This window comes from Emticicia sp. SJ17W-69, assembly GCF_051209875.1.
Classification (GTDB): domain Bacteria; phylum Bacteroidota; class Bacteroidia; order Cytophagales; family Spirosomataceae; genus Emticicia.
On the sequence record NZ_JBNTQY010000001.1, the window covers coordinates 527,445 to 551,805 of the forward strand.

The 24,361-nt window shown below is 33.6% G+C and carries 28 protein-coding genes; all 28 read left to right on the top strand.

Features of this window, described 5'->3' with window-relative positions; genetic code table 11:
* The first annotated feature begins 63 nt into the window (after positions 1-63).
* The gene (locus ACQUQZ_RS02315; protein ID WP_435353103.1) at positions 64-924 is read left to right on the top strand and encodes an MlaD family protein; all 861 of its coding nucleotides are present in this window, start codon (positions 64-66) and stop codon (positions 922-924) included.
* A gap of 110 nt (positions 925-1,034) precedes the next feature.
* On the top strand, positions 1,035-1,364 hold the full coding sequence (locus tag ACQUQZ_RS02320; RefSeq protein ID WP_435353105.1) for a four-helix bundle copper-binding protein: 330 nt from the start codon (positions 1,035-1,037) through the stop codon (positions 1,362-1,364).
* A 47-nt stretch (positions 1,365-1,411) separates the two neighbouring features.
* A complete protein-coding gene (locus tag ACQUQZ_RS02325; protein WP_435353107.1) occupies positions 1,412-1,534 on the top strand; it encodes a hypothetical protein in 123 nt (40 codons plus the stop codon).
* A 76-nt stretch (positions 1,535-1,610) separates the two neighbouring features.
* Positions 1,611-2,486 (top strand): YihY/virulence factor BrkB family protein, encoded by an 876-nt coding sequence (locus ACQUQZ_RS02330; protein ID WP_435353109.1) that lies wholly within the window; start codon positions 1,611-1,613, stop codon positions 2,484-2,486.
* A gap of 105 nt (positions 2,487-2,591) precedes the next feature.
* Positions 2,592-3,695: a hypothetical protein gene (locus ACQUQZ_RS02335; RefSeq protein ID WP_435353111.1), complete on the top strand. Its 1,104-nt coding sequence runs from the start codon at positions 2,592-2,594 to the stop codon at positions 3,693-3,695.
* Positions 3,685-6,063, top strand: a complete 2,379-nt coding sequence (locus ACQUQZ_RS02340; RefSeq protein ID WP_435353113.1) for a glycosyltransferase — start codon at positions 3,685-3,687, stop codon at positions 6,061-6,063. The genes ACQUQZ_RS02335 and ACQUQZ_RS02340 overlap by 11 nt, the downstream gene beginning before the upstream one ends.
* 183 nt (positions 6,064-6,246) lie before the next feature.
* Positions 6,247-6,807 carry a helix-turn-helix domain-containing protein gene (locus tag ACQUQZ_RS02345; protein ID WP_435353115.1) on the top strand — a complete coding sequence of 187 codons (561 nt, stop codon included), beginning with the start codon at positions 6,247-6,249 and terminating at the stop codon, positions 6,805-6,807.
* A 20-nt stretch (positions 6,808-6,827) separates the two neighbouring features.
* On the top strand, positions 6,828-7,274 hold the full coding sequence (locus ACQUQZ_RS02350) for a response regulator (RefSeq protein WP_435353117.1): 447 nt from the start codon (positions 6,828-6,830) through the stop codon (positions 7,272-7,274).
* Positions 7,275-7,366: 92 nt separating this feature from the next.
* Positions 7,367-9,151 (top strand): sensor histidine kinase, encoded by a 1,785-nt coding sequence (locus ACQUQZ_RS02355; RefSeq protein WP_435353119.1) that lies wholly within the window; start codon positions 7,367-7,369, stop codon positions 9,149-9,151.
* Between the two features lie 317 nt (positions 9,152-9,468).
* Positions 9,469-9,903 (top strand): hypothetical protein, encoded by a 435-nt coding sequence (locus ACQUQZ_RS02360; protein WP_435353120.1) that lies wholly within the window; start codon positions 9,469-9,471, stop codon positions 9,901-9,903.
* 118 nt (positions 9,904-10,021) lie between these two features.
* A complete protein-coding gene (locus ACQUQZ_RS02365; RefSeq protein WP_435353121.1) occupies positions 10,022-10,180 on the top strand; it encodes a lmo0937 family membrane protein in 159 nt (52 codons plus the stop codon).
* 33 nt (positions 10,181-10,213) lie between these two features.
* Positions 10,214-10,534, top strand: coding sequence for a YtxH domain-containing protein (locus ACQUQZ_RS02370; RefSeq protein WP_435353122.1), 321 nt, complete (start codon positions 10,214-10,216; stop codon positions 10,532-10,534).
* Positions 10,535-10,699: 165 nt separating this feature from the next.
* On the top strand, positions 10,700-11,053 hold the full coding sequence (locus ACQUQZ_RS02375) for a hypothetical protein (RefSeq protein ID WP_435353123.1): 354 nt from the start codon (positions 10,700-10,702) through the stop codon (positions 11,051-11,053).
* A complete protein-coding gene (locus ACQUQZ_RS02380; RefSeq protein ID WP_435353125.1) occupies positions 11,050-11,496 on the top strand; it encodes a hypothetical protein in 447 nt (148 codons plus the stop codon). The genes ACQUQZ_RS02375 and ACQUQZ_RS02380 overlap by 4 nt, the downstream gene beginning before the upstream one ends.
* Before the next feature lie 172 nt (positions 11,497-11,668).
* Positions 11,669-14,179 carry a cation-translocating P-type ATPase gene (locus ACQUQZ_RS02385; protein WP_435353126.1) on the top strand — a complete coding sequence of 837 codons (2,511 nt, stop codon included), beginning with the start codon at positions 11,669-11,671 and terminating at the stop codon, positions 14,177-14,179.
* Between the two features lie 414 nt (positions 14,180-14,593).
* Positions 14,594-15,310 carry a ferritin-like domain-containing protein gene (locus ACQUQZ_RS02390; protein ID WP_435353128.1) on the top strand — a complete coding sequence of 239 codons (717 nt, stop codon included), beginning with the start codon at positions 14,594-14,596 and terminating at the stop codon, positions 15,308-15,310.
* Between the two features lie 73 nt (positions 15,311-15,383).
* The gene (locus tag ACQUQZ_RS02395) at positions 15,384-16,178 is read left to right on the top strand and encodes a ferritin-like domain-containing protein (protein WP_435353129.1); all 795 of its coding nucleotides are present in this window, start codon (positions 15,384-15,386) and stop codon (positions 16,176-16,178) included.
* A gap of 204 nt (positions 16,179-16,382) precedes the next feature.
* Complete coding sequence (locus ACQUQZ_RS02400) at positions 16,383-16,571, top strand: CsbD family protein (RefSeq protein ID WP_435353131.1); 189 nt, start codon at positions 16,383-16,385, stop codon at positions 16,569-16,571.
* 51 nt (positions 16,572-16,622) lie between these two features.
* Positions 16,623-17,063, top strand: coding sequence for a hypothetical protein (locus tag ACQUQZ_RS02405; protein ID WP_435353133.1), 441 nt, complete (start codon positions 16,623-16,625; stop codon positions 17,061-17,063).
* A 154-nt stretch (positions 17,064-17,217) separates the two neighbouring features.
* Positions 17,218-17,859, top strand: a complete 642-nt coding sequence (locus tag ACQUQZ_RS02410; RefSeq protein WP_435353134.1) for a porin family protein — start codon at positions 17,218-17,220, stop codon at positions 17,857-17,859.
* Between the two features lie 28 nt (positions 17,860-17,887).
* A complete protein-coding gene (locus ACQUQZ_RS02415; RefSeq protein ID WP_435353136.1) occupies positions 17,888-18,178 on the top strand; it encodes a hypothetical protein in 291 nt (96 codons plus the stop codon).
* 341 nt (positions 18,179-18,519) lie between these two features.
* The gene (locus tag ACQUQZ_RS02420) at positions 18,520-19,107 is read left to right on the top strand and encodes a Crp/Fnr family transcriptional regulator (protein ID WP_435353137.1); all 588 of its coding nucleotides are present in this window, start codon (positions 18,520-18,522) and stop codon (positions 19,105-19,107) included.
* 102 nt (positions 19,108-19,209) lie between these two features.
* Positions 19,210-19,626, top strand: coding sequence for an OsmC family protein (locus ACQUQZ_RS02425; RefSeq protein ID WP_435353138.1), 417 nt, complete (start codon positions 19,210-19,212; stop codon positions 19,624-19,626).
* Between the two features lie 133 nt (positions 19,627-19,759).
* Positions 19,760-20,350, top strand: coding sequence for a TetR/AcrR family transcriptional regulator (locus tag ACQUQZ_RS02430; RefSeq protein WP_435353139.1), 591 nt, complete (start codon positions 19,760-19,762; stop codon positions 20,348-20,350).
* Positions 20,351-20,388: 38 nt separating this feature from the next.
* Positions 20,389-21,378 (top strand): hypothetical protein, encoded by a 990-nt coding sequence (locus ACQUQZ_RS02435; RefSeq protein ID WP_435353140.1) that lies wholly within the window; start codon positions 20,389-20,391, stop codon positions 21,376-21,378.
* 37 nt (positions 21,379-21,415) lie between these two features.
* Positions 21,416-22,651 (top strand): MFS transporter, encoded by a 1,236-nt coding sequence (locus ACQUQZ_RS02440; protein ID WP_435353141.1) that lies wholly within the window; start codon positions 21,416-21,418, stop codon positions 22,649-22,651.
* A gap of 79 nt (positions 22,652-22,730) precedes the next feature.
* Complete coding sequence (locus ACQUQZ_RS02445; RefSeq protein ID WP_435353142.1) at positions 22,731-22,943, top strand: hypothetical protein; 213 nt, start codon at positions 22,731-22,733, stop codon at positions 22,941-22,943.
* A 71-nt stretch (positions 22,944-23,014) separates the two neighbouring features.
* On the top strand, positions 23,015-24,301 hold the full coding sequence (locus ACQUQZ_RS02450; protein WP_435353144.1) for a UDP-N-acetylmuramoyl-tripeptide--D-alanyl-D-alanine ligase: 1,287 nt from the start codon (positions 23,015-23,017) through the stop codon (positions 24,299-24,301).
* Positions 24,302-24,361 lie beyond the last annotated feature (60 nt).

Here is a 24,361-nt window from a genome sequence, read left to right on the forward strand (position 1 = left end):
TAGGTATTAGGGCGGGGTTTCCGTGCGATTAGTTTTTTATACTCACTTTCACTTTTTAAGATAATGGAAAAAGAATCAGGCTTCACATGGAAATTGGGAATGTTTGTAACAATAGGAATCGTGTTATTTGTTGTAACGATTTACCTTATTGGAAAACAAAAAAATCTATTTGGTTCAACATTTCATTTGAAATCACATTTCAAGACCGTAAGTGGTTTAAAAGTAGGTAATAACGTGCGTTTTTCAGGTATTAATGTTGGTACTGTTGATGCAATAGAATTGATTACTGATACTTTAGTAGTGGTTGATTTAGTATTAGAGAAAGAAGTGCAGCCATTTATCAAAACCAATGCTCAAGTAAGCATTAGTTCTGATGGCTTAATGGGTGATAAGGTTTTGATGATTTCACCTGGAACGCCTAATCATAAGTCTGTAAAAGATAATGATATATTGGTTTCAAAAAAAGCCATCGAAATGGAAGATATTATGATAAGCATGAAAAAGAGTTTAGACAATGTTGGATTGATTTCTGATGATCTTGCTCAATTTAGTCATAAAGTAAATAATGGCAATGGTGCTTTATCGAAAATGATTAGTGATGAGGAGTTTTCAAGTAGCCTCAAAAATACACTTACTAATCTACAAACTAGCTCAAACGAATTTGCCAAGTTTACAACCAAAATGAACAACGGCAAAGGTGCTTTGTCGAAAATGATGAATGATGAAAAGTTTGGAAGAAATCTTGATTCTACCATGTCTAATATTCAAGCAGGTACAAAAGGTTTGAGCGAAACTGTGGAAGCTGCCAAAAGTAGTTTTTTATTGAAAGGCTATTTTAATAAAAAGGAAAAAGCGGCGAATTTAAAGAGAAAGAAAGATTCAACTTCAAGGGTAAATAAGAGCCAAATTTTGCCAAAACAGTAGGAAGTGTGAATTATATAAAAATTTTTTAGAATAATGTAACATAGTTGAATAGATAACTTCTCACCTTTATTCCTTGTAAAATTTGATAATATCACATATTTATTACTTCAATGGCTCTACCAAAATACCAAAATTGTATTGATGCCTGTGCCGATAGTATTGTGGCTTGTAAAAATTGTGCTAATGAAGACTTAAATGAGAAAGATGTCGAAGTATTAGCTCGTTGCATAAGGTTAAACCATGATAGTGCTGCTGTCTGTATTTTGGCTATGCAAGCGATGTCATCAGACAGCGAATTTGTCAAGCAAATATGTAAGCTATGTGCCGAAATTTGTAATGTCTGTGCTGATGAATGTGATAAACATGAACATATAGAACATTGTAAATCCTGTGCAGAAGCGTGCCGAAGATGTACCTTAGAATGTATCAAATTCAGTTAATAAATAAAACCAAGAAATATAAATTTAACTCATAAATATTAATCAAAATGTCGAACGATAAAGATATTAAAGAGAAATCTGGCAAAAAAACAGCATTAAAAAGCCTAAAAGAGAAACGCTCTGACAAAGCTGCCAAACGCAATGAAAAAGGAAAAACAAGTGACGTATAATTACTGGCGTTTCTGGTATAGCACTTATAAAAGTTGATAAAATATGCTATTCATATTGAAGGATTTTAATAAACTTATGAAGCTCACTTTTCGAGAATGGAGTGATAAAGATCCATTTCGACAAAGTGCAGTGATAGCCTATTACGCTATTTTTAGTATTCCAGGACTATTGGTTTTGGTAATTACTATTGCTGGCTACTTCTTTGGGAAAGACGCAGTAAATGCAAACATTTTGACTCAAGTTTCCAGCACGATGGGAGCTGATACTGCTACTCAAATTGCAGAAATGCTTAAAAATGCAAGCCAATCTAAATCTACTATTTGGGGGTCGATTGTTGGTATTATTACCATACTGATTGGTGCAACTGGTGTATTTGTTGAGCTGCAAATAACATTAAACGCAATATGGCGGGTTAAAGTAGTTACACAAAAAGGGATTTTACCTATTTTAAAAGCAAGACTATTTTCCTTTGGGCTCATTTTAGCCATTGCATTTTTAATGATCATTTCGCTTGTTATTTCTACAGCTCTTGCAGCGGCAAGTGATTTAGTAAAAAATTATGCCTCAGATTTTACCATCATCTTTTTTAATATTCTTAATTTTATTTTTTCTTTGGCAGTAATATCCATGCTTTTTGCTATGATGTTTAAAATCTTGCCCGATGCTAAAGTAGAATGGAAACACGTTTGGTTGGGTTCGGTGCTGACAGGCTTGTTATTTACGATTGGTAAAACAGGCCTTGCCTACTATTTCAGTAAAGCTCAGCCAGCCTCTGTCTATGGAGCAGCAGGCTCTATTATTTTACTACTTTTATGGGTTTCATATTCTTCTATGATTTTGTTTTTTGGTGCAGAGTTTACTGCAGCATTTGCAAAAAAATATACTGGAAATGTACCACCTACCGAAATAGCTAAAGTTGTAACTCCCGAAAAAGCTATTGAAAACTTATAGAAAGCTCAACTAATTACATTTCAGCATGTGTGAAATATGTAATTTTTCTCTAAAGTTATGTAATACTTTTTGTAATAAAATCATTGACCTTTACATCACCTAACGTTGCTTCAATTAAGCTATGTATTGGATGATTTTTCCAATCAAGTAATGATGGGAAAAATTATGATACAAGTAAAAAAAGAAGGAATTATACTGGAAAAAACAACGCTTGGCTTTGAAAATGAAGGCGTCCTCAACCCTGCTGTTATGAAAGAAGATACTTTCATACATATTTTTTATAGGGCAGTAAGTAAAGGAAATTATTCAAGTATTGGTTATTGTAAATTCAATCACAATCATACTTTAGAAGAAAGATTCGATTCGCCTATACTTTTCCCACAATTTGACTATGAATCTAAAGGCATTGAAGACCCTCGTATTGTAAAAATTGATGATTTGTATTATCTCACTTATACGGCTTATGATGGTATCAATGCTCTTGGGGCATTAGCTACCTCAACTGATTTAAAACATTGGGAGAAGCAAGGAGTAATAGTACCACAGATTTGTTATGACGAATTTAGTCGCCTTGCTGGTTCAAAAGGTTCAGTCAATGAAAAATATCTTCGTTATAATGAACATGAACAAATTCATGAAAAGCAAGGGAAAAAAGTATTAATTTGGGACAAAAACCTAATATTCTTTCCAAGAAAAATAAATGGAAAACTGTGTTTTTTGCATCGCATCAAACCTGATATTCAAATCGTTTCAATAAATAATTTAGAAGAACTTACTACCCATTTTTGGCAAAACTATTTTCTTCATTTGGATGAAAATATTGCTATTGCACCAAAATATGCCCATGAAGTAAGCTATATTGGTGGAGGTTGCCCTCCAATTGAAACGGCCGAGGGTTGGCTAATCATTTATCATGGAGTGCAAGATAGCCTCAAAGGGTATGTCTATTCAGCTTGTGCTGCATTACTTGATTTAGAAAATCCACAGATAGAAATAGCTCGTTTGCCTTATCCATTGTTTGAACCAGAAAAGGGTTGGGAATTGAAAGGTGAAGTAAATAATGTATGTTTCCCAACTGGTACAGCTTTATTTGATGATACACTTTTTATTTATTACGGAGCCGCCGATGAGCGGATTGCATACGCTTCGGTGAGTATATCTGCACTTTTGAAAGAATTACTACTAAATCCCAAAGAAAATGAGAAATGACGTTGTGTTTAATGATAGCAATCGCTTATTAATGAGCGAAAGACAAAAAAATACACCAAGCAATCGCTTACGTAAGTCTGATGTCAACCAGCACTTGCCCGAAATTCTATTTATTACGTCTTACCCTCCTCGTGAATGTGGCATCGCTACCTACTCACAAGATTTGATTAAGGCATTAAACAATAAATTTAATCATTCATTCAAGATTAGTATTTGTTCGTTAGAGTCAGATAATGAAAAGCATGTTTATACAGATGATGTGAAGTATATTCTAAATACTGATAATGCAAGGGCATACATGAAATTAGCCGAACTCATCAACGATAACGATGCTATTCAAATGGTCATGGTTCAACATGAATTTGGTTTTTTCGATAAAAAAGAAGCTGATTTTAAGCAATTTTTAGATATTCTTGCAAAACCAGTTGTTCTTGTTTTCCATACTGTTTTGCCTAATCCAAATGAATTATTACGGATAAATGTGCAACTCATCGCCAATTTATGTGAATCGGTTGTTGTAATGACCAATTCATCGGCCGAAATTCTGACTAAGGATTATAGAATTGCACATGAAAAAATCACTGTCATTCCGCATGGAACTCATTTAGTCCCTCATTCAGATAAAGCACTTTTAAAAGAAAAATATCATGTTTCAGGCAGGAAAGTGCTTTCTACATTTGGATTATTAAGTTCGGGAAAAAGCATTGAAACTACTTTGGATGCCCTTCCTGCAATAATTAAAAAGAATCCAGATGTGTTGTTTTTAATCATTGGCAAAACTCACCCTGGTGTTTTAAAGCAAGAAGGTGAAAGGTATCGCCGTATGCTTGAATCAAAAGTTGAAGCCTTGCAATTGCAACAATATGTGAGATTTATTAATCATTACATAACCCTGCCTGACTTACTGGAATATTTGCAATTGACTGATATTTATTTATTCACCTCAAAAGACCCAAATCAGGCGGTAAGTGGAACATTCTCTTATGCAATGAGTTGTGGATGTGCCATTATTTCTACGCCAATTCCTCATGCTCGTGAAGTATTGAAAAATGATGGAGGAATCATTATTGATTTTGAAAGCCCAAAACAACTTAGCAAAGCTGTCATCAAATTATTAGGAGATGAAATTTTAAGAAAAAACATTAGTTCGAATGGCTTGCATAGAATCGTTTCTACGGCTTGGGAGAATGCAGCCATTGCTCATGCGATTTTGTTTGAAAAAATTACTGATGGTAAAGTTTCATTGCATTATAAAATCCCCGTTGTCAATCTCAACCATGTAAAACGAATGACAACTAAAGTTGGAATGATTCAGTTTGCGATCATCAATCAACCTGATATTGATTCAGGTTATACTTTAGACGATAATGCAAGGGCAATGGTAGCTATGTGTCAGCATTATGAATTAACCAAAGATAAAGCCGATATAGCATACATTGCTATCTATCTCAATTTTATAAAATATTGTTTGCAACCAAATGGTAGTTTCCTAAACTACGTGAACGAAGATGGTATTTTTACTGAACAAAATTATGAGACCAATCTCAATGATTCAAATGGAAGAGCCATTTGGGCTTTAGGCTATTTGATTGCTGTTGGTGATTTATTACCATTAGAATTGACCATTGATGCAGATTCAATTCTGCAATGTGCCTTGGCAAACGTTCATCAGATTCACTCTACAAGAGCGATGGCCTTTATTATTAAGGGCTTGTATTACAGAAACATAAAAAATAGATTAGTACAAGATATGCTCTTGATTACCCGTCTTGCTAACCGATTGGTACAAATGTATCGCCATGAAGCCGATGAAGAGTGGGTTTGGTTTGAAAGTTATCTTACTTATGGTAATAGTATTTTGCCTGAAGCCATGCTATGTGCATGGATGGCAACAGGAGAACCAATTTATAAAGAAATTGCCAAATTTTCTTTCGATTTTCTTTTATCGAAAATTTTCACTGAAAATAGAATAAAGGTGATTTCTAACAAAGGTTGGTCGCATAGAGGCGATGAATCGGTTCAAGAAATAGTAGGAGGAGAGCAACCGATTGATATTGCTTATACTATTCTTGCACTGAGTAAGTTCTATGAAATTTTTAGAGATACAAGCTATAAGTCTAAAATGGAGATAGCCTTTAATTGGTTTTTGGGTAATAATCATTTACACCAAATCATTTATAACCCCTGTACAGGTGGATGTTATGATGGCCTTGAAGATAGTTATATCAACCTCAATCAAGGTGCTGAGTCAACGGTAAGTTATTTAATGGCAAGGTTAACAATAGAAAAATCTTTTCAAGGCAGAGTCAATGCCGAACGACCAAGTGACTATTATTTGAAGTTTAATAGGCAAAATCATTTGGTTTAAGATACCAAAAAACAAAGTTTTTTCATTCATAAAAGCGATACATAAGCAAAGCCTTATAAAATATTATTTTACGCTATAATAGCACTTAACAGCGTGTGAAAATTAATTTTTCACGCTGTTGAGCGTTGTTGTAGCGTAAAATTTCGTGCATTTAAGTTTTTTGTGCTATATTTGGTGAAAAAGATGAAACTTTATATCAAATATGACATAAACGTAATCTGTAAAAAGATACTACAAGAGCAGTTAGATAAATTAGACTTATCTTATGCTTTGGTGGCTTTTGGTGAAGTTGAAATAAAAGAAGCAGTTGCGGGCGAAACACTAAAAGAACTTTATTCAAACTTGAGTGAATATGGTATTGAAATTGTAGAAAGTAGTAAAAGTATTCTTATTCAAAAAATAAAAGATGCCATTATAGAGATGGTTTATATGGAAGAAAAACTTCCTACTTCAAAAATATCTGCTTATTTAGCTGATAAATTAGGGTATAGCTATGGCTATATTTCCAATATTTTTGCAGATGTTACTTATACATCAATCGAAAATTTTATTATTCTTCAAAGAATAGAATTTGCAAAACAATTAATAACAATTGATGAATTAAGTTTTACCGAAATCGCCCATAGACTCAATTACAGTAGTCTTGCTCATTTTTGTACACAATTTAAAAATACAACTGGGCTTACACCTTCGGTTTTCAAAAGAATAATTATCCAAAGACGAAGTTTAGTAAAGAATATATAGTTTAACCTTAAAAAAATAGCATGCAAAACGAACCAGTCCATGTATTACTTGCTGATGATGACGAAGATGATCGAAATTTCTTTATTGACGCACTCAATGAATTAAAAATAAATACAGTGATTAGCGTAGTAAAAGATGGAAAAGAATTAATCAATCATCTTAGCCAAACTGATATTTCGTTGCCTCATGTGCTTTTTCTTGATATAAATATGCCCTATAAATCGGGTATTGATTGCTTAAATGAAATCAAGAAAAATGACCGATTAAAAGATATTGCCATTGCCATCTATTCAACCTCTGGTTCTGAGAAAGATATTGAAGAAACGTTTATTAAAGGGGCAAATGTTTATATTAAAAAACCAGACAGTTTTCCATTACTTAAAAAAGTATTATCACAAGTCATTACACTCAATTGGCAATACCACACATCAGGCTTAAATAGAGATACTTTTCTACTTAGTCTCTAATACATTGCCGATTTTGGTTCTTTAGTTTTTTCGAGTTACAGTAGTGATTCGAAAAAACAATATTTCAAACAATATATTCATCTCATATTGACATGAACTTTAAAGCCATTCTTACTTCTAACGTTTTCATCAAAAGTATTTTTGTGGTTTTTTTGTTCATATTAATTTTTATTTCGGCGATCAATTATAGACATACCATTGCCCTCACCGATTCTACCGAATCATTGATGCGTTCGCATAAGGTCTATTTGGAGTTGGAGCAGCTCATTTCCTACATTAAAGATGCTGAAACAGGACAACGAGGATTCCTTATTACTCGTGATACTGTCTTTCTTCAACCGTTTGGCATTGCTCGCAAAAAAGCCAATCGTTCATTCAAATTATTGAAACAATTAACCGCAGATAGTTGGCAACAGCAGAAAAACTTAGATACGCTGTCGCATTTAATCAATATGCACTTCGCTTTTTTAGAGATTTCGTTAAAATTAGACTCCGAAACAAGTGTTGATAAGTATTTGCTTGATAGAAATTTGCTCAAAGGCAAGAAAGTAATGGATGATATTCGAATTCAAATCAAAAAAATGATTGATTTGGAAATGGGATATTTGAAAGAACGAGAAGTGAAATATGAAGATGATACTTTTTTCTCGCCAATTTTTATCTTATTATTATTGTTCTTTTCTTTGATTGTTTTTGCTTTCTCCTATTTCAAAATAAATCAAGATTTAGAAGTACTTAAAATGTCTAATCAAGAATTACGCATTAAAACTGAATCTTTTCAACATGCAGAAGTAATAGGAGATTTTGGTATTTCTGAATGGGATTTAGATGCTAAAACACTAACTTATTCAGATAATTTATATAAACTCTTAGGTTGTGAACCGCAATCATTTGAAGCAAATATTGAAAATTATTTGACGTTCGTTCATCCAGATGATAGGCATATTGTTGCTACTGGTGCTGAAAAAGTAATGGAAAATGTTGAAACGTATTCTCGCTCCTATAGAATCATTCGAAAAGATGGAAAACTTCGGTATTTTAAATCTTTAGGGAAGTTTATTTCAGATGGCGAACATCATAAAACACATATTGGAATTATCAGAGATGTTACCGAAGCGTATTTGAGTAATATTGCATTAGAAGAAAAAAATATTGAATTAGAGCGAAACAATGCAGAATTAGCTTCATTCAACCACATTGCGAGCCATGATTTGCAAGAACCGCTTCGCAAAATACAGCTATTTATTTCTCGTATCAATGAAAAAGAACTGGGAGCGGTCTCACAAGCAAATGTCGAATATTTAGCTAAAATCCAGACTGCCGCCCAACGAATGCGAGCATTGATTGATGATTTGTTGGTTTTTTCACGAGCCAATAAATCTGAAAAAGTTTTCGAATTAAGTGATTTAAACCTACTTCTTGAAAATGCAAAGCAAGAGTTAGTTGAAATTATTGAAGAAAAAAAGGCTGAAATTCAGTATTCACAATTACCCACTTTATTAGTAATCCCATTTCAGATTCAACAATTATTTATCAATTTAATAGGTAATTCGTTGAAATATAGCAAACCAGACATTGCTCCAATAATCAAAATCACATGTCAAAAAATTGCAGCTAAGGACGAACCAATCTTAAAAACAGATAATGAAAAGATGTTTTACAAGATAGCTATTAGCGATAATGGTTTAGGGTTTGATCAACAATATGCCGAAAATATTTTTGTGCTATTTCATAGGCTACATCACTCAACACAGTATTCAGGCACTGGTATTGGCCTTGCTATTTGTAAAAAAATTGTTGAGAATCATGCAGGTTATATTTTCGCCGAAGGCAAACTTGACCTTGGCTCTACTTTTATTATGTTTCTTCCTGAGTGAAATTCTTCTTTAAAACCATTTATTTCATGAATGTGTGAATCATGTAACTTATTCCAAAAGTTATGTAACACATTTTATTCTTCCAGTGCTGACCTTTGTAGCATAAATCTTTGCATATCCAAAAGTTTAAATTATCCGTCAAAAATCATGAAAAAACTACTCCTTGAAAACTTTGATAGTCTAATCATCATTGGAGTGTTTGTGGTGATAATTATGATAAATATTTATAAATCTTAGTAATAAATGCTGCATATTTCAAGATACATATGTGCTTTTAGCAATCTTTTTTTCAATAAAAATTAATTTTAAATAGAACTATGAAATCCACACAATTTAAAAATATTGCATTCAGACTTTTGACAATCATTACGCTATTTTCATTGATCTCATGTAGTAAAAAGATTAATTTTTTGAATTCTTCCGTCGTTCCTGCGGCACGAGGTTATGTTGAAGTGAAGAATGACAAAAATAAAAATTATGTGATTCAGATACATCTAATAAATTTGGCTGAGGTGCAAAGATTGCAACCATCAAGACAAACATATATCGTTTGGATGGCCACAGAATCTGATGGAACAAAAAATGTTGGACAAATAAAAAGTGCAACAAGCATGATGTCAAAACAACTAAAGGCATCATTTGAAACAGTCTCGGCATTCAAACCTACCAAAATATTTATTACAGCCGAAGATGATGCAAATATTCAATATCCAGGTACACAAGTAGTTTTATCAACTGACTCATTTTTTTAAACAAACTGTAGGGAAAAATCAACGAAATTGATTAAAGTTAAGATAGATTGAATAAAAGAATATACGTTTAAAATCACAGCAAATTAATATAAATCACAATCAAAAACACTCACATATTATGGGCAATTTACTATATCTCATTGCAGTTATTCTTATCATTTTTTGGGCAATTGGTTTTTTTGCCTATAGTGCAGGTGCAGTCGTTCATATCCTGCTTGTAATCGCAGTTATTGCAGTTTTGTTAAGGATCATTCAAGGTAGAAAAGTTATCAAATAAGTAAGTATTATTCACAATAAAAGGAAAACAAACATGAACTCAGGTAAAGTATTATTAGGTGTATTGGCAGGTGTTGCTGCTGGTGCAGTAGTGGGCATTTTGTTTGCTCCAGAAAAAGGTTCTCGCACAAGAAAACAAATTGTAAACAAAGGCGAAGACTATGCTGATGGCTTAAAAGGTAAGTTCGATGACTTCGTAGATTCTCTCAATAAAAAATACCTATCGGCTATGAACGATGTAGAAGGTATGGTATCAAAAGGAAAGTCTAAATATGAGACTGCAAAAAATGAAGTTGATACCATTGTTGCTCAGGGAAAATCGAAATATGATGGTGCAAAAAATGAAATAGCCTGAATATTTATTTAATCATTGTTATTCATGGCATGAATTTAAACAGTTGCGAATAATTAATCGACGAACTTATTGCAGACAATGACATTGTATTGCTGTGGCGTGTCGAGTATTTACTGTTGACTATTTAACCCTTCATGCCATGAATAAATTAAAACCAACCAAATAATGAACAGCCATGAAACATCAATAGAAATGCTTTTTGAAAAGGCAGAAGAATATACTAAAACAACATTGGAGTTGATGAAACTAAAAGCAATCGATAAGTCTGCTGATGTTGCCTCTTCTTTTATGATGCAATTGACATTGTTTATGTTTGTAGCAATGTTTTTTATCATAATCAACATCGGACTTGCCTTATGGGTTGGAGAGATGTTGGGCAAATCATATTATGGTTTTTTTGTGATTGGAGGGTTTTACGCCCTTTTGGTTCTTTTGCTTCGCCCTTACTTGCATCAATGGGTCAAGGTACCTGTAAATAATTTTATCATTAGTCAAATGCTAAAACAAGAGACAGCATGAAAAACGAAACAGCTATTTTAATGGAAAGAATTAGCTTGCTGGAAATCCGACAAGCTCAAGAGCTAAGTTTACTTAGAGAACAATTTCATTCAACCTATGAAAACTTAAAACCATTAAACCTCATTAAAAGTACCTTCCATGAAGTTGCCTCTTCGCCTGATTTGAAAGACAACCTATTGAATAATGTGATAGGCTTAACTACAGGCTATTTGTCAAAAAAAGTTTTAGTAGGAGCAACGCACAATCCAATCAAAAAAGTTGCAGGTGCAATCTTACAATTTGCTGTTGCCAATGTTGTTGCCAAACACTCAGATACAATAAAAGCATTAGGCGAGGTTTTTTTGAGACGAATTTTTGAAAATAGGGGTAAAAAAAAACATGAACTTATTGAAGAAGAAATTAATTTATCAATCGTTAATCAAGTAAAAAAGCTTGATTTTTGATGAAAAATATACAAAAAATAACCCTGCCAGTTGCTTTCGTGACTGGTTTTTTTGTATTTGATAGAATGCTCCCAAAAATGATATTAGTCATTTAATTATAGAATACTAATCCTAAGAAATAAAAATTTACTTGCGTATATTTGAATACTAGTATACCTAAAAACTCTTCAATATGCCAACAAATAATTTCGACATTCAAGGTTTAACAACCAAGCAAGTGCTTGAAGCAAGAGAAAAATATGGTTATAATACTTTAGATTATAAAAAAGAAAATGGACTTTTGGACGCTATCAAAAGTTTAGCAAAAGAGCCAATGGTTATTCTGTTATTGGTAGCATCTGCTATTTATTTTATCAGCGGACAGGTAGGCGATGGTATTTTTCTCGCTTCAGCAATTGTATTGGTGTCGGCTATTTCTTTGTACCAAGATTCCCGCAGCCGCAATGCTTTAGAAAAATTAAAAGATTTTACTCAACCTAACTGTAAAGTTATCAGAAATGGGAAGGTTGAAGAAATAAAAAGTGATGATTTGGTGGTTGGAGATAGTTTAATGGTGGAAGAAGGCACATCCATAACTGCTGATGGAGTCATTGTGCATTCTAATGATTTTTCTGTCAATGAGTCGATTCTTACAGGAGAGTCTTTATCGGTCTATAAAGATGCTGAAAAAGAAGACAATCTTATTTTTAAAGGTACAACAGTAGCCAGTGGGTTAGCTATTGCCACTATCACCGCTATTGGGAATGAAACCAAATTAGGTAAAATTGGTAAAAGTTTAGAAGGAATAAAAGAAGAAAAAACACCATTAGAAGTACAAATCAATAGTTTTGTAAAAAAAATGGTGATTGCTGGAGCAATCGTTTTCATTGTTGTTTGGGTCATCAATTATAGCCATTCACGCAATTTATTAGATAGTTTACTGAAGGCACTTACCCTTGCCATGAGTATTTTGCCTGAAGAGATACCTGTTGCTTTTACTACTTTTATGGCATTAGGAGCGTGGCGTTTGATGAAAATGGGCATCGTAGTAAAACAAATGAAAACCGTTGAAACATTAGGTAGTGCCACCATTATTTGCACTGATAAAACAGGAACGATTACCGAAAACAGGATGAGTTTAGCAAAGATTTTTGTATTGAAATCGCTAAAAACTACTGACGCAGAAAATATATCAACGGATGATGAAAAAGAATTACTCACAATGGCGATGTGGGCAAGCGAACCTATTCCATTTGACCCAATGGAAGTTGCTTTGCATAATGTTTATGAAAAAACAATTGCAGAGGATGTAAGAAACCAATTTAAACTAATCCATGAATATCCATTGGATGGAAAACCTCCAATGATGACCCATATATTTGAAAATGTTGCAGGCAAACGAATCATAGCAGCCAAAGGAGCTCCAGAAGCTTTGATCAATGTATCTAATCTTTCATCCGATGAAAAACAACAAATTGAGGATGTTATTAAAACGCTCGCTATTGATGGCTACCGAGTATTAGGTGTGGGAGAAGCTAATTTTGAAGGCAACAATTATCCCGCAACTCAACAAGAATTTCATTTTACATTCAAAGGAATTGTTGCCTTTTATGACCCTCCAAAGAAAAATATACATACGGTATTAGATAAGTTTAACAAAGCGGGGATTACTGTAAAGATTGTTACAGGAGATAATGCTGCCACAACTACCGCCATTGCCAAACAGATTGGATTTAGAGATTATCAAGCATCTATTACTGGAGATGAATTGATGCAATTGAATGATGCTGAATTACAAAAAAAGGTTTTAGATACAAATATATTTACTCGAATGTTTCCTGATGCTAAATTAAAAATCATCAATGCACTGAAAGTAAAACATGAGATTGTTGCAATGACAGGAGATGGCGTAAACGACGGCCCCGCTCTTAAAGCTGCACATATTGGTATCGCAATGGGTAAGAAAGGAACAGAAATTGCGAAAGAAGCTGCTTCTTTGATTTTATTGAAAGATGATTTATCGAAAATGGTTGATGCAATAGCAATGGGTCGTAGAATTTATTCTAATCTCAAAAAAGCGATTCAGTATATCATATCTATCCATATTCCGATTATCTTAACGGTATTTATACCTTTGGCGTTGGGTTGGATTTACCCCAATATTTTCTCACCCGTACATATTATCTTTTTAGAGTTGATCATGAGCCCAACGTGTTCGATTATCTATGAAAACGAACCGATGGAAAAAAATACCATGAGCCAAAAACCTCGACCATTTACCGATGCTTTTTTTAGTTTTAAAGAACTCACCACAAGCATCGTCCAAGGTCTGATGATTACCGTAGGAAATTTGGCCGCCTACCAATATTCAATAAGCCAAGGCTATGATGAGTCACTTACTCGAACTTTCGTATTTACTACTTTGATAGTAGCCAATATCGTCTTAACATTGGTCAATCGCTCATTTTATTATTCGATATTTACTACTTTACGTTATAAAAACAACTTGGTATTGTTGATTATAAGTATAACTATTGCCATTTTGAGTTTGCTGCTTTTTGTAAAACCACTCACAAAATTCTTTGATTTTGAGGCATTAAATTTATCTCAATTATTGATTTGTATTGGCATTGGATTCATCAGTGTGATTTGGTATGAAGCTGTAAAATGGTGGAAAAGAAGCCATAAAGATAGCGTAAATTAAAAAATGCTAAATTGACATCAAGACAACAAATTCTCAAACAGGTCAATTGAACATGAAGATATACCATATTCTCCTATTTTCTACACATTGGATAGAGAAACTACTTCTTGTATGCTATTAAACTGAGAAGAATCTGTGAATCATGTAAATTTTTCAAAATATTTCGTAACATATTTAACTTATAAAATTATGACCTTTGTCATATATTAAAAGATTCTTTAATTAAAAACAGTAATACTTATTGAAAATTTAAAAAAATTAGATTGAAGTTGCTCAAAACACACCTGAAATCTTCTAATTAAAGTTTTTTCAAGTTTTATAAATCTAATTAAATCTTTTTATCGTAAGTCCAATAGTAAATTATTAAATATTTGTATAAATATTTAATTTATCTTTTAAACCAACTTTATTATTATGCACAAGTCACAACTTAACACGTCAGTAGCCGAACGCTCTACTGTCGAAGTAGTACCATCGAATAATCGACGCAACTTTTTACGACATGCAGGTTTGACCACCGTAGCCGGTGTGGCTTTTTTAGCAGTTGGATGTAAGAAAGATGATGGACCTATTGCAGCAGGCACTGTTGACTTGGGTTCGGGAGATGTTGGGATTTTAAATTATGCTTACGCCCTTGAGCAATTAGAAGCTGCTTTTTATACGCAAGTCATCGCAACACCTTATTCAAGCATTTCAGCCTCTGAATTGGCGTTACTGACAGATATTAGGGACCATGAAATTATACATAGAGAGTTTTTTAAGACTGCTTTAGGTGCAAATGCAATACAAGGATTGGAAGTGAATTTTACAGCCATTGATTTTACAAGTCGTGCCAGTGTTTTGGCAACCGCAAAAGTATTTGAAGATACAGGTGTGGCAGCTTATAATGGAGCAGGGAAATTAATAAAAGATGGTGGTTATTTGCTTTTAGCAGGTAAAATTGTTTCGGTGGAAGCTCGTCATGCTGCAGCTATTCGTGATTTACTCAATCCTTTGACCGCTTCTTTCGCTGGAGATGATATTGTTGACAACAACGGCTTAGATGCAGCAAAAAAACCTGCGGATATTCTCGTAGCTGTTCAACCTTTCTTGAAAACACCTTTGAGCGGAGCCAATCTTCCAACAAGCTAAGTCAAGCATTTAATCAAATAAATAAGGAAACTTATTTTCAATTTTTCTAAAACAATAAAAAAAACAGATTATCATGAATATTTTCAAGATATTAACAGATATAGAAAAAATAGATGGCGAAGTCTTTGAAAGACTTGAGCATGTATCACGCCGAAGTATGTTTGGTACATTTAGCAAAAAGTTGGCGGCTGTGGCAGTACCAACAGTTGTAGCAAGTATGCTCAACAAAGCTTATGCTACTACGCCAGGTGCCGTTGCTGTATTGAATTTTGCATTGACGCTCGAATACCTCGAAGATGAGTTCTATAAAAAAGGTGTTTCGACTTCAGGTTTAATTCCAGCAACCGACCAAGCGATTTTTGCTCAAATCAGTAAGCACGAAACGCAACACGTCAATTTCTTAAAAACAGCTTTAGGAGCAAGTGCTGTTGCTAAACCAAATTTTGATTTTACCGCTAAAGGTGCTTTTGCTGACGTTTTCTCTAATTATAAAACTTTTGCCATTGTTTCTCATGCTTTAGAAGATACAGGTGTACGTGCCTACAAAGGTCAAGCGGGTAATCTAATGGCAGCGGAAGATAAACCTTTGTTAGAATATGCTCTTCAAATTCATTCAATTGAGGCTCGTCACGCATCTGTCGTACGTCGTTTGTTGAATACAAGGGGATTTGTTGTTGGAGCAAAAGGATGGATTACTTTGGCTCAAGGAAGTCCAGCTGCTGTATATGCTGGCGATGATAATTTGATACAAGGAGGAGTTAATTTAACTGGATTAGCTGGTAAAACCAATGAAGCTATCAGCGAAGCCTTTGATGAACCTTTGACAAAAGAAGCGGTACTTGCCATTGCAGGGCCATTCATTGCATAAATATAAGTTACTATAATACAGAAGGCTGATGTTATCAAAACATCAGCCTTTTTATTTATAAATGCTTGATGCTTAAACTTTTATTTGGCTTCTGTTTAAAATGTGTGAATGATATAACTTTTTTCAAATATTGTGTAACACATCTGATTTATGGAATATTGACCTTTGTCATGTAATTAATGGTAATCAATCAAACAAAGAATCATGGCAAATTTGACAGAATTAAAAGGGAACTGGAACGAGACAAAAGGTAAGTTAAAACAGCAATACGCTATGCTCACCGACGATGACTTATTGTTAGTTGAAGGCAAGCAAGATGAAATGTTAGGCCGTCTTCAAACCAAACTTGGCAAAACAAAGGAGCAAATCCACCAACTTATTTCTGGATTATAAAAATCCAGAATTATAAATCAATTAAATATTAAATTTTTCAATCAAAACAAAATGAAAAAATCAATTTTAGCATTAGCAGTATTTACATTTATCGCAAGTACGGCTATTTTAAGCTGTAATTCTCCTGCCGAAAAGGTGGAAAATGCACAAACCGATGTAGTAGATGCCAATAAAGATTTAGAAAAAGCCAACGAAGATTATTTGGTTGAAGTTGAAGCTTATAAAAAAGAAACAGCGGATAAAATTGCAGCCAACGAGCAAAGTATCAAAGAGTTTAATGCAAGAGTAGCAACTGAGAAAAAAGAAGCCAGAGTTGCTTACCAACAAAAAATTGCTGAATTGGAACAAAAAAACACTGACATGAAGAAAAAATTAGATGATTATAAACAAGATGGAAAAGAAAATTGGGAAAAATTCAAAACAGAATTTAACCATGATATGGACGAACTTGGTAAAGCATTTAAAGACTTGACAGTAAAAAATGTTAAATAATTAATAATCCAAAAAGTAAATACTTTTTTAAGTTTATCAAGGCTTATTTCCTATAAGTATTTTACAAAAGAAAACGAAGCGTTTGGAGGTCAATAGCCAAACAAATCGGAAGTGCTACTTAACACACAACTTTTATTTTAAAACTATAAAAATCATGAAAAAAACATTTTTAGCCATAACCATAATCTTATTCATTGCCCAAAATAGTAAAGGACAAGAAAATAACTCCGATTTCCGAAAGAAATTTCAAGCTGGATTGAAAGTAGGTTCAAACTACTCAAGCATTTATGATTCTCAAGGGAATGAATTTAATGCCGATAATAAATTTGGTTTAGCTGGAGGCGTTTTCTTAGCAATTCCTATAGGAAAATTTTTGGGTATTCAACCTGAAGTCTTGTATTCACAAAAAGGGTATAAGCAAACAGGGGCATTTCTTGGTAGCAATTACGAGCTTAAACGCACGACTGATTACATTGATATTCCATTATTGTTATCTATCAAACCTGTTGAGTTCTTAACCTTACAAGTAGGGCCGCAATATTCATTTTTAATGAAACAAAAAGATGTTTTTACCAATGCATTAGCAACGGTTGAACAACAAAATGAGTTTAAAAATGATAATATCCGTAAAAATACCTTGTGTTTTATCGGAGGCATCGACATCAATATTAAACGTGTAGTAATTGGTACTAGAGCAGGGTGGGATATTCAGAACAATAATGGTGATGGTACCTCAACGAACCCACGTTACAAAAATGCTTGGGTACAAGCTACTTTAGGATTTAGAATTTTATAATGAGCATCATTTTTAAAATTTCAAAAAAATGAAATCAAGCATCAAACAAGTCAGTGAAGATATTTCAGAAGCATTATTTGAAGTTATTTCAATAGCAAAGGTTGGTAAAAAACTAAAAAAAGCCGTTAAAAAAGCATCAATAACGATTGCTAAGAAAGTCATAAAGCTCAAGAAGAAAGAGGCTAAAAAGCAAGAAAAAGCTGAACAATTAGCGATCAAAGCAACAAGAATACTTGTTCCAAGACTTGCAAAAACCAGTACTAAAAAAGTGGTTACTGTACCTAAAACAAGGCCAGTAAAGCTCAAAATAACATCATAAAACAGTTTGATTCTTCAAACAAATCTAAATAAATAACGCCATGTATTATCCAATCCATTTATTTCTAATATCTACCCTATTGATACTCGGAATATACGAATTATTCCAGTTAACCAAATTAGGTATTTTTGTAGCAAATGTGATGAGATTCACGATGAAATGGTTCTATAATATGGTTTTTGCAAAGAAATTAAAGAAAAACGTATATAAATATCAACATAATTAAGACTTTATAAATATATCATAGTGGTTAGGGTTGTACTCAAAAAGCCGTCTTATTTAAGGCGGCATTTTTGTTTAATCAAGATTCGTTGTACATATTTGTTGTAAATAAAAAAAGTATGACAGAAATCGAACTACTAAAAAAAGCCCTGCAATCATTTACGGGTATGAGCGAAGAAACTTTTTTGCTATCTGAGCAATATTGGCAGGTAAAAACATATAAAAAAGGAGAGTTTTATAATGACTATCAGCAAGTTTGTAAACACTTGGGTTTTGTCATCGAAGGTGTTTTTAGAACTTACTATTTAGATGAGAAATCGGCTGATGAAAAAAACGTTTTTTTCTATACCAATAATCAGATAGTAGTTTCTTATGCCAGTTTTATCAATCAAGTGCCGTGTCATTATTATACACAGTCGATGCTTCATTCAAAAGTAATATATATTCATTATGACAAACTAAAGGCTCTTTATCGCCAGTCACATGAATGGGAGCATTTTGGAAGACTGATTGCTGAACAAGCTTCAAATATCGCCCTTAATCGTACCGAAAGTTTACTTTTTCAAACACCAGAGCAACGATACTTAGATTTGGTTTCGCAGCATCCTGATATTATGAATACCATTCCACTTTATCATATTTCTTCTTATTTGGGTATTCAAGGGCCTTCATTAAGCCGAATTAGAAAAAGAATTTCTGAAAAATAATCGCTCGTTTTGTCGATTTTAACTTAGGTTAAAGTTTTTGTGATTTCGCATGCCGACCTTTGTTGCGTAATCATTCAATAAACATTTAAAAAAATAAAGACAATGAAATTTACAAGACAAGCATCGGCCAATTGGAAAGGTACAGGAATGGAAGGAGTAGGAACAGTTTCTACACAAAGTACAACTTTAGACAAAGCTCAATTATCATTCAAAACTCGCTTCGCTGATGGCGTTGGAACAAATCCTGAAGAGTTGATTGGAGCGGCACACGCTGGTTGTTTTTCGATGCAATTTAGCTTTATTTTAAACGAGTCAGGCTTTACTGCTGAAAATATAGATACCAATGCTAAAGTTGTTTTTGAAGATGGTACCATTACAAATATCCATTTAGATTTAACAGCAACTATTCCAAATATCACAGATGAGCAATTCCAAACTGCTGCTTTAGCCGCTAAAGCTAAATGTCCAATTTCACGCTTATTCAACGCTGAAATTACTTTGACAGCTACTTTGGTATAAAATATTCAAAGAATTATAAGAAATCGCAAAGTTGCTTTTCAGAAGCGGCTTTGTGATTTTTTGTTAATATGAAGAAAAATATTTCATTCTTTTCTTTTAAAAGAATGAACATTCATTTATATTTACACTCAATATGAGAATACGAGACGAAAATAAAGAACAGATAGTCAAACAAAAAGCCCTCGAATTGCTTGTTAGCCAAGGTTTTGAGGGTTTTAGTATGCAAAAATTGGCACGAGCAGCCAATGTTTCACCAGCAACACTTTATATTTATTACAAAGACAAAGAAGACTTGGTGGTCAGCATAGGGAGAGAAATTAGCGAAAATCTAAACCGTGAAATATTCAAAGGTTTCGACCCAAATTTGTCATTTGCAGAAGGTTTGCGGGTGCAGTGGCGAAATAGGGCTAATTTTATGTTGAGCCACCAACTCGAAATGGTGTTTTATGAACAAATCAAAAATTCTACTTTTCGGGAAGCTATTGCTGAAAACATTGTTTCAGAATTTAAAGAAAAAATGAGCATTTTCGCAAGAAATGCTATTCAAAGAGGCGAATTAAATCCTATGCCAGTGGAAGTTTTTTGGTCGGTGGCATTTGCTCCATTATATAACCTGATTCGTTTTCATAGTGATGGTAAAAGCATCGGAGGAAATCCGTTCTCATTGAGTGAGGAAATCATGTGGCAGACCTTTGATTTAGTACTAAAAGCATTAAAACCTTAAAAAATTTCTTTTATAAATAAACGAACATTTATTTAATTATGGAAAAGCAGTTAAATTTTAAGAAATCAGATGGACTTATTTTTGGAATTTATCCTGGTAGCGGCGTAGGAATTGAAATGGAAGGAGGTTCGGGTTTAATAAAAGGCAAAACAGACGACCCCAATCAAATTCATAAAGGCCTACATTATTTGAGTGGAAGCAAACCTTTTTTGGTACGTGCTTATACGCAATATGTAGGCTTTGGAATAGGAAAATACCTAACTCCATCAAATGTAGAGCAATACTGTAATGATAATCGGAAATTAGATTTGGCTATATGCTATCGAACAAACGATAGCAATATGGATGATTGGAAGAGTTTTATCAGAAAAATAATTACTGAATATAAGGATGTTCTTGAAAAACTACAAATTACCGAAGAACCTAACAATCCTGATGGTGCATCAGGTGGAGATGGGGGTTCTTTGTATGTCAAACAAGCAATTATTGAAGGGATTCTTGCTGCAAAAGAAGAGATTCAGCATTTGGGTTTAGATATACAACTTGGTTTTAATGCCGTGATTTCATTTGACCCAAATGATACATTTTGGAAAGATATGGCAAATTTAAGTAGCCCAGCTTTTGTGAATGCATTAGATTATATAGGTTTGGATTTTTATCCTGGCGTTTTTCGACCATTGCCACCTAACGTTAGTTTGAAAGAAGCGGTAAAAATGGTGCTTAGTCATTTTAGAAATCAAAACTTGGTTGAAGCAGGAATACCGCAGCATATTCCTTTACATATTACCGAAAATGGTTGGCCAACTAATGAACTTCGCACGGAAGCTCAGCAAGCAGAAGCTATCGAACAAATTATTAAAACGGTTTTTGAAGTGCGAAAAGCATTAAATATTACGCATTATGAATTTTTTGATCTACGTGATTGTGATATTCTAAATAATGGCTTGCAATTTGGACTTATGCGAGAAGATTATACACCAAAACCTGCTTTTAATGTATTTGCTCGCACGATTAATGAGCTTGGATAATAAATTTAGAGAAAACTTTATACAAAACAATAATTTTATGAATACAACAACAGCAAACACAACATTTACCAAATACCAAATTTTTATCATTGCCATACTGGCTATTTTACAATTTACCCTGATATTAGACTTCATGGTATTGTCGCCTTTAGGAGCAATTTTGTTAAAAGAATTAAGTATAAAACCCGCTCAATTTGGCTTGGTTGTTTCGGCTTATGCTTTTAGTGCTGGAGCATCTGGTTTATTGGCTGCTGGTTTTGCCGATAAATACGACCGTAAAAAACTACTACTTTTCTTTTATGTAGGTTTTGTTTTCGGTACACTTTTGTGTGCATTGGCTACTACATTTCAGTTTTTATTAATTGCCCGCATTGTAACAGGAATCTTCGGGGGCGTGATTGGCTCAATTAGTTTTGCTATCATTTCTGATTTATTTAAAATGGAGCTTCGTGGTCGAGTAATGGGTTTTGTACAAATGGCTTTTGCAGCAAGTCAGATATTAGGTTTACCTATTGGTTTATTTTTAGCCAATAAGTTTGGCTGGCATTCGCCTTTTTGGATGATTGCAGGTTTTGCTGTCATCATAGGCTTTGTAATTGTTGTTTATATGAAACCTGTGACAGAACATTTGAAATTTAAAACTGACCGAAATCCTTTTGAACATTTATGGAAGACACTTTCATACCCTGAATATTTAAGGGCATTTGTGGCAACTATTTTATTGGCAACGGCGGGTTTTATGTTGATGCCATTTGGTAGTGCTTTTGGTATCAATAATTTGAAAATTTCGATGCATGATTTACCGATTTTATATGGAATAACAGGTGCATTTTCGATTGTGTTTGGTCCACTAGCGGGCAAACTCAGTGATAAATTTGGTAAATACAAGGTATTTGTGATAGGTTCTATCATCACCATCATAATGGTAGTGATTTACACACATTTGAGCGAAACGCCACTTTGGGTAGTAATCGTGATTAATGTCATCTTGTTTGCAGGCATTACAGCACGTATGATTTCAGCTTCAACATTGATGACCGCCATTCCACAACCACAAGACAGGGGGGCATTTATGAGTATCAATTCTTCAATTCAACAAATTTCGGGAGGTGCTGCTGCTGCTTTAGCTGGTGTAATTGTTTCGCAAGCAAGCGATGGTAAAATGCTTCATTATGATTTATTAGGTTATACAGTAGCCGCTTCGATGTTGATCACGATAGTGATGATGTATGTGCTGAATAAACATATACAAAAAAAGTTAAAAAATAGTTAGAAAAGCGTACTACTACTGACATAGGGTTGTCAGTAGTAGTGCTTTTTTTTGTAAAAATTATTGAAAAGCTATGGTTTGGGTGTTTAAGACAACAGTAAAAAACAAAACGCAAGTAAAAAAAGTAGCCCCATTACTCAATGGGCTACTTTCACCTTGTGCCAAATGGAATTTCGATTTAAGTGACTGCGATAAAGTTTTAAGAATCGAAAGTTTGCACCAAACAATTGATGAAAAAGTAATTATTCAAGAGTTTCAAAATTATGGACAAACAATTGAAGTAATGCCAGATTGAATATTAACTTCGATAAAATATTTAATGTAAGCAAAACAACATTAATTTTGCAGAAAATTTATCTGTCAAATATGTCAATTGCCGAACTCTACCAAAAATTTAAAACCTGCTCAGGATTTTCAACCGATACTCGCAAAATCGGAGAAAATGTAATGTTTTTTGCCTTGAAAGGTGATAAATTCAATGCCAATTCATTCGCCCAAGAAGCTCTTGGCAAAGGAGCAAAGTATGTAGTCATTGACGAGGCAGCTTATGCCACCGATGATCGTTGTATTTTGGTAGGTGATGTGCTTTATACCTTGCAAAAATTAGCCAATTTTCATCGCCAGCACCTCAATATTCCATTTGTAGGAATGACTGGCTCAAACGGGAAAACCACATCAAAAGAGTTGGTAGCAGCAGTTTTATCAAAGAAATTCAAGACTTATTATACCAAAGGCAATCTCAATAATCATATTGGTGTGCCGCTCACTTTGCTCGGGATTGATGAAAGTTACGAAATTGCTGTCATAGAAATGGGAGCAAATCATCAAGGTGAAATACGTGATTTATGTACTATTTGTGAGCCTACTCATGGTTTTATAACTAATATAGGTAAAGCTCACTTGGAAGGTTTTGGTGGAGTAGAAGGGGTAAAAAAAGGCAAAGGCGAACTATTCGATTTCTTAGAAAAATCAGGGGGAACTGTTTTTGTGAATAATAAAAGTGACGTTCTACTCACAATGGCTTCAGCTCGAAATTTTAAAGAAAGAAAAGATTATTTAATGGCGAGCAATGAACAAGTGACAATGTTGCAGGACTCTCCATTTGTAGTTTTTTCTGTGAATGGGAAATCTTATGAGACGAATCTTCCTGGCTCTTATAATTTTGAAAATATTGCTGCTGCTTTGGCAATAGGCGAATTTTTTGACGTACCAGCTGATTTAGCCAATGAGGCTGTTTCCGAATATAATCCTGATAATAACCGTTCTCAAATTATAGAAAAAGGTACAAATAAAATCCTACTTGATGCCTATAATGCCAATCCATCATCGATGTCGGCATCGATTCAGAATTTTATCAACTTAAAAACTGACAAACAAAAAGTTGTGATTTTGGGCGATATGTTTGAATTAGGAGAGGAAGCTCCTGCCGAACACCGAGCTATTGGCGAATTAATTGCCAAAGGAAATTTTCCATTGGTTATATTATTTGGAGAATTGATGGCTTCGGCACTTGTTTCTTTACCCAATGCTTTTTATTTTACTGATAAATTTTCATTGCATAATTGGTTGATAGATAAGCAATTACAAGACTCATATATTCTGATAAAAGGTTCAAGAGGTGTGAGTTTAGAAACAACTTTGCAGTTTTTGTAAATCAATTTTCTAAATTGTTTGTAATCAGTGGCACAATTTGAAAAATTGTGTTACATCATG

What these genes read in the sequence shown, in the direction of transcription:
- ACQUQZ_RS02315 (WP_435353103.1), top strand. Translation starts at nt 64, where the DNA reads ATGGAAAAAGAATCAGGCTTCACATGGAAATTGGGAATGTTTGTAACA.
- ACQUQZ_RS02320 (WP_435353105.1), top strand. Translation starts at nt 1,035, where the DNA reads ATGGCTCTACCAAAATACCAAAATTGTATTGATGCCTGTGCCGATAGT.
- ACQUQZ_RS02325 (WP_435353107.1), top strand. Translation starts at nt 1,412, where the DNA reads ATGTCGAACGATAAAGATATTAAAGAGAAATCTGGCAAAAAAACAGCA.
- ACQUQZ_RS02330 (WP_435353109.1), top strand. Translation starts at nt 1,611, where the DNA reads ATGAAGCTCACTTTTCGAGAATGGAGTGATAAAGATCCATTTCGACAA.
- ACQUQZ_RS02340 (WP_435353113.1), top strand. Translation starts at nt 3,685, where the DNA reads ATGAGAAATGACGTTGTGTTTAATGATAGCAATCGCTTATTAATGAGC.
- ACQUQZ_RS02345 (WP_435353115.1), top strand. Translation starts at nt 6,247, where the DNA reads ATGAAACTTTATATCAAATATGACATAAACGTAATCTGTAAAAAGATA.
- ACQUQZ_RS02350 (WP_435353117.1), top strand. Translation starts at nt 6,828, where the DNA reads ATGCAAAACGAACCAGTCCATGTATTACTTGCTGATGATGACGAAGAT.
- ACQUQZ_RS02355 (WP_435353119.1), top strand. Translation starts at nt 7,367, where the DNA reads ATGAACTTTAAAGCCATTCTTACTTCTAACGTTTTCATCAAAAGTATT.
- ACQUQZ_RS02360 (WP_435353120.1), top strand. Translation starts at nt 9,469, where the DNA reads ATGAAATCCACACAATTTAAAAATATTGCATTCAGACTTTTGACAATC.
- ACQUQZ_RS02365 (WP_435353121.1), top strand. Translation starts at nt 10,022, where the DNA reads ATGGGCAATTTACTATATCTCATTGCAGTTATTCTTATCATTTTTTGG.
- ACQUQZ_RS02370 (WP_435353122.1), top strand. Translation starts at nt 10,214, where the DNA reads ATGAACTCAGGTAAAGTATTATTAGGTGTATTGGCAGGTGTTGCTGCT.
- ACQUQZ_RS02375 (WP_435353123.1), top strand. Translation starts at nt 10,700, where the DNA reads ATGAACAGCCATGAAACATCAATAGAAATGCTTTTTGAAAAGGCAGAA.
- ACQUQZ_RS02380 (WP_435353125.1), top strand. Translation starts at nt 11,050, where the DNA reads ATGAAAAACGAAACAGCTATTTTAATGGAAAGAATTAGCTTGCTGGAA.
- ACQUQZ_RS02385 (WP_435353126.1), top strand. Translation starts at nt 11,669, where the DNA reads ATGCCAACAAATAATTTCGACATTCAAGGTTTAACAACCAAGCAAGTG.
- ACQUQZ_RS02390 (WP_435353128.1), top strand. Translation starts at nt 14,594, where the DNA reads ATGCACAAGTCACAACTTAACACGTCAGTAGCCGAACGCTCTACTGTC.
- ACQUQZ_RS02395 (WP_435353129.1), top strand. Translation starts at nt 15,384, where the DNA reads ATGAATATTTTCAAGATATTAACAGATATAGAAAAAATAGATGGCGAA.
- ACQUQZ_RS02400 (WP_435353131.1), top strand. Translation starts at nt 16,383, where the DNA reads ATGGCAAATTTGACAGAATTAAAAGGGAACTGGAACGAGACAAAAGGT.
- ACQUQZ_RS02405 (WP_435353133.1), top strand. Translation starts at nt 16,623, where the DNA reads ATGAAAAAATCAATTTTAGCATTAGCAGTATTTACATTTATCGCAAGT.
- ACQUQZ_RS02410 (WP_435353134.1), top strand. Translation starts at nt 17,218, where the DNA reads ATGAAAAAAACATTTTTAGCCATAACCATAATCTTATTCATTGCCCAA.
- ACQUQZ_RS02415 (WP_435353136.1), top strand. Translation starts at nt 17,888, where the DNA reads ATGAAATCAAGCATCAAACAAGTCAGTGAAGATATTTCAGAAGCATTA.
- ACQUQZ_RS02420 (WP_435353137.1), top strand. Translation starts at nt 18,520, where the DNA reads ATGACAGAAATCGAACTACTAAAAAAAGCCCTGCAATCATTTACGGGT.
- ACQUQZ_RS02425 (WP_435353138.1), top strand. Translation starts at nt 19,210, where the DNA reads ATGAAATTTACAAGACAAGCATCGGCCAATTGGAAAGGTACAGGAATG.
- ACQUQZ_RS02430 (WP_435353139.1), top strand. Translation starts at nt 19,760, where the DNA reads ATGAGAATACGAGACGAAAATAAAGAACAGATAGTCAAACAAAAAGCC.
- ACQUQZ_RS02435 (WP_435353140.1), top strand. Translation starts at nt 20,389, where the DNA reads ATGGAAAAGCAGTTAAATTTTAAGAAATCAGATGGACTTATTTTTGGA.
- ACQUQZ_RS02440 (WP_435353141.1), top strand. Translation starts at nt 21,416, where the DNA reads ATGAATACAACAACAGCAAACACAACATTTACCAAATACCAAATTTTT.
- ACQUQZ_RS02450 (WP_435353144.1), top strand. Translation starts at nt 23,015, where the DNA reads ATGTCAATTGCCGAACTCTACCAAAAATTTAAAACCTGCTCAGGATTT.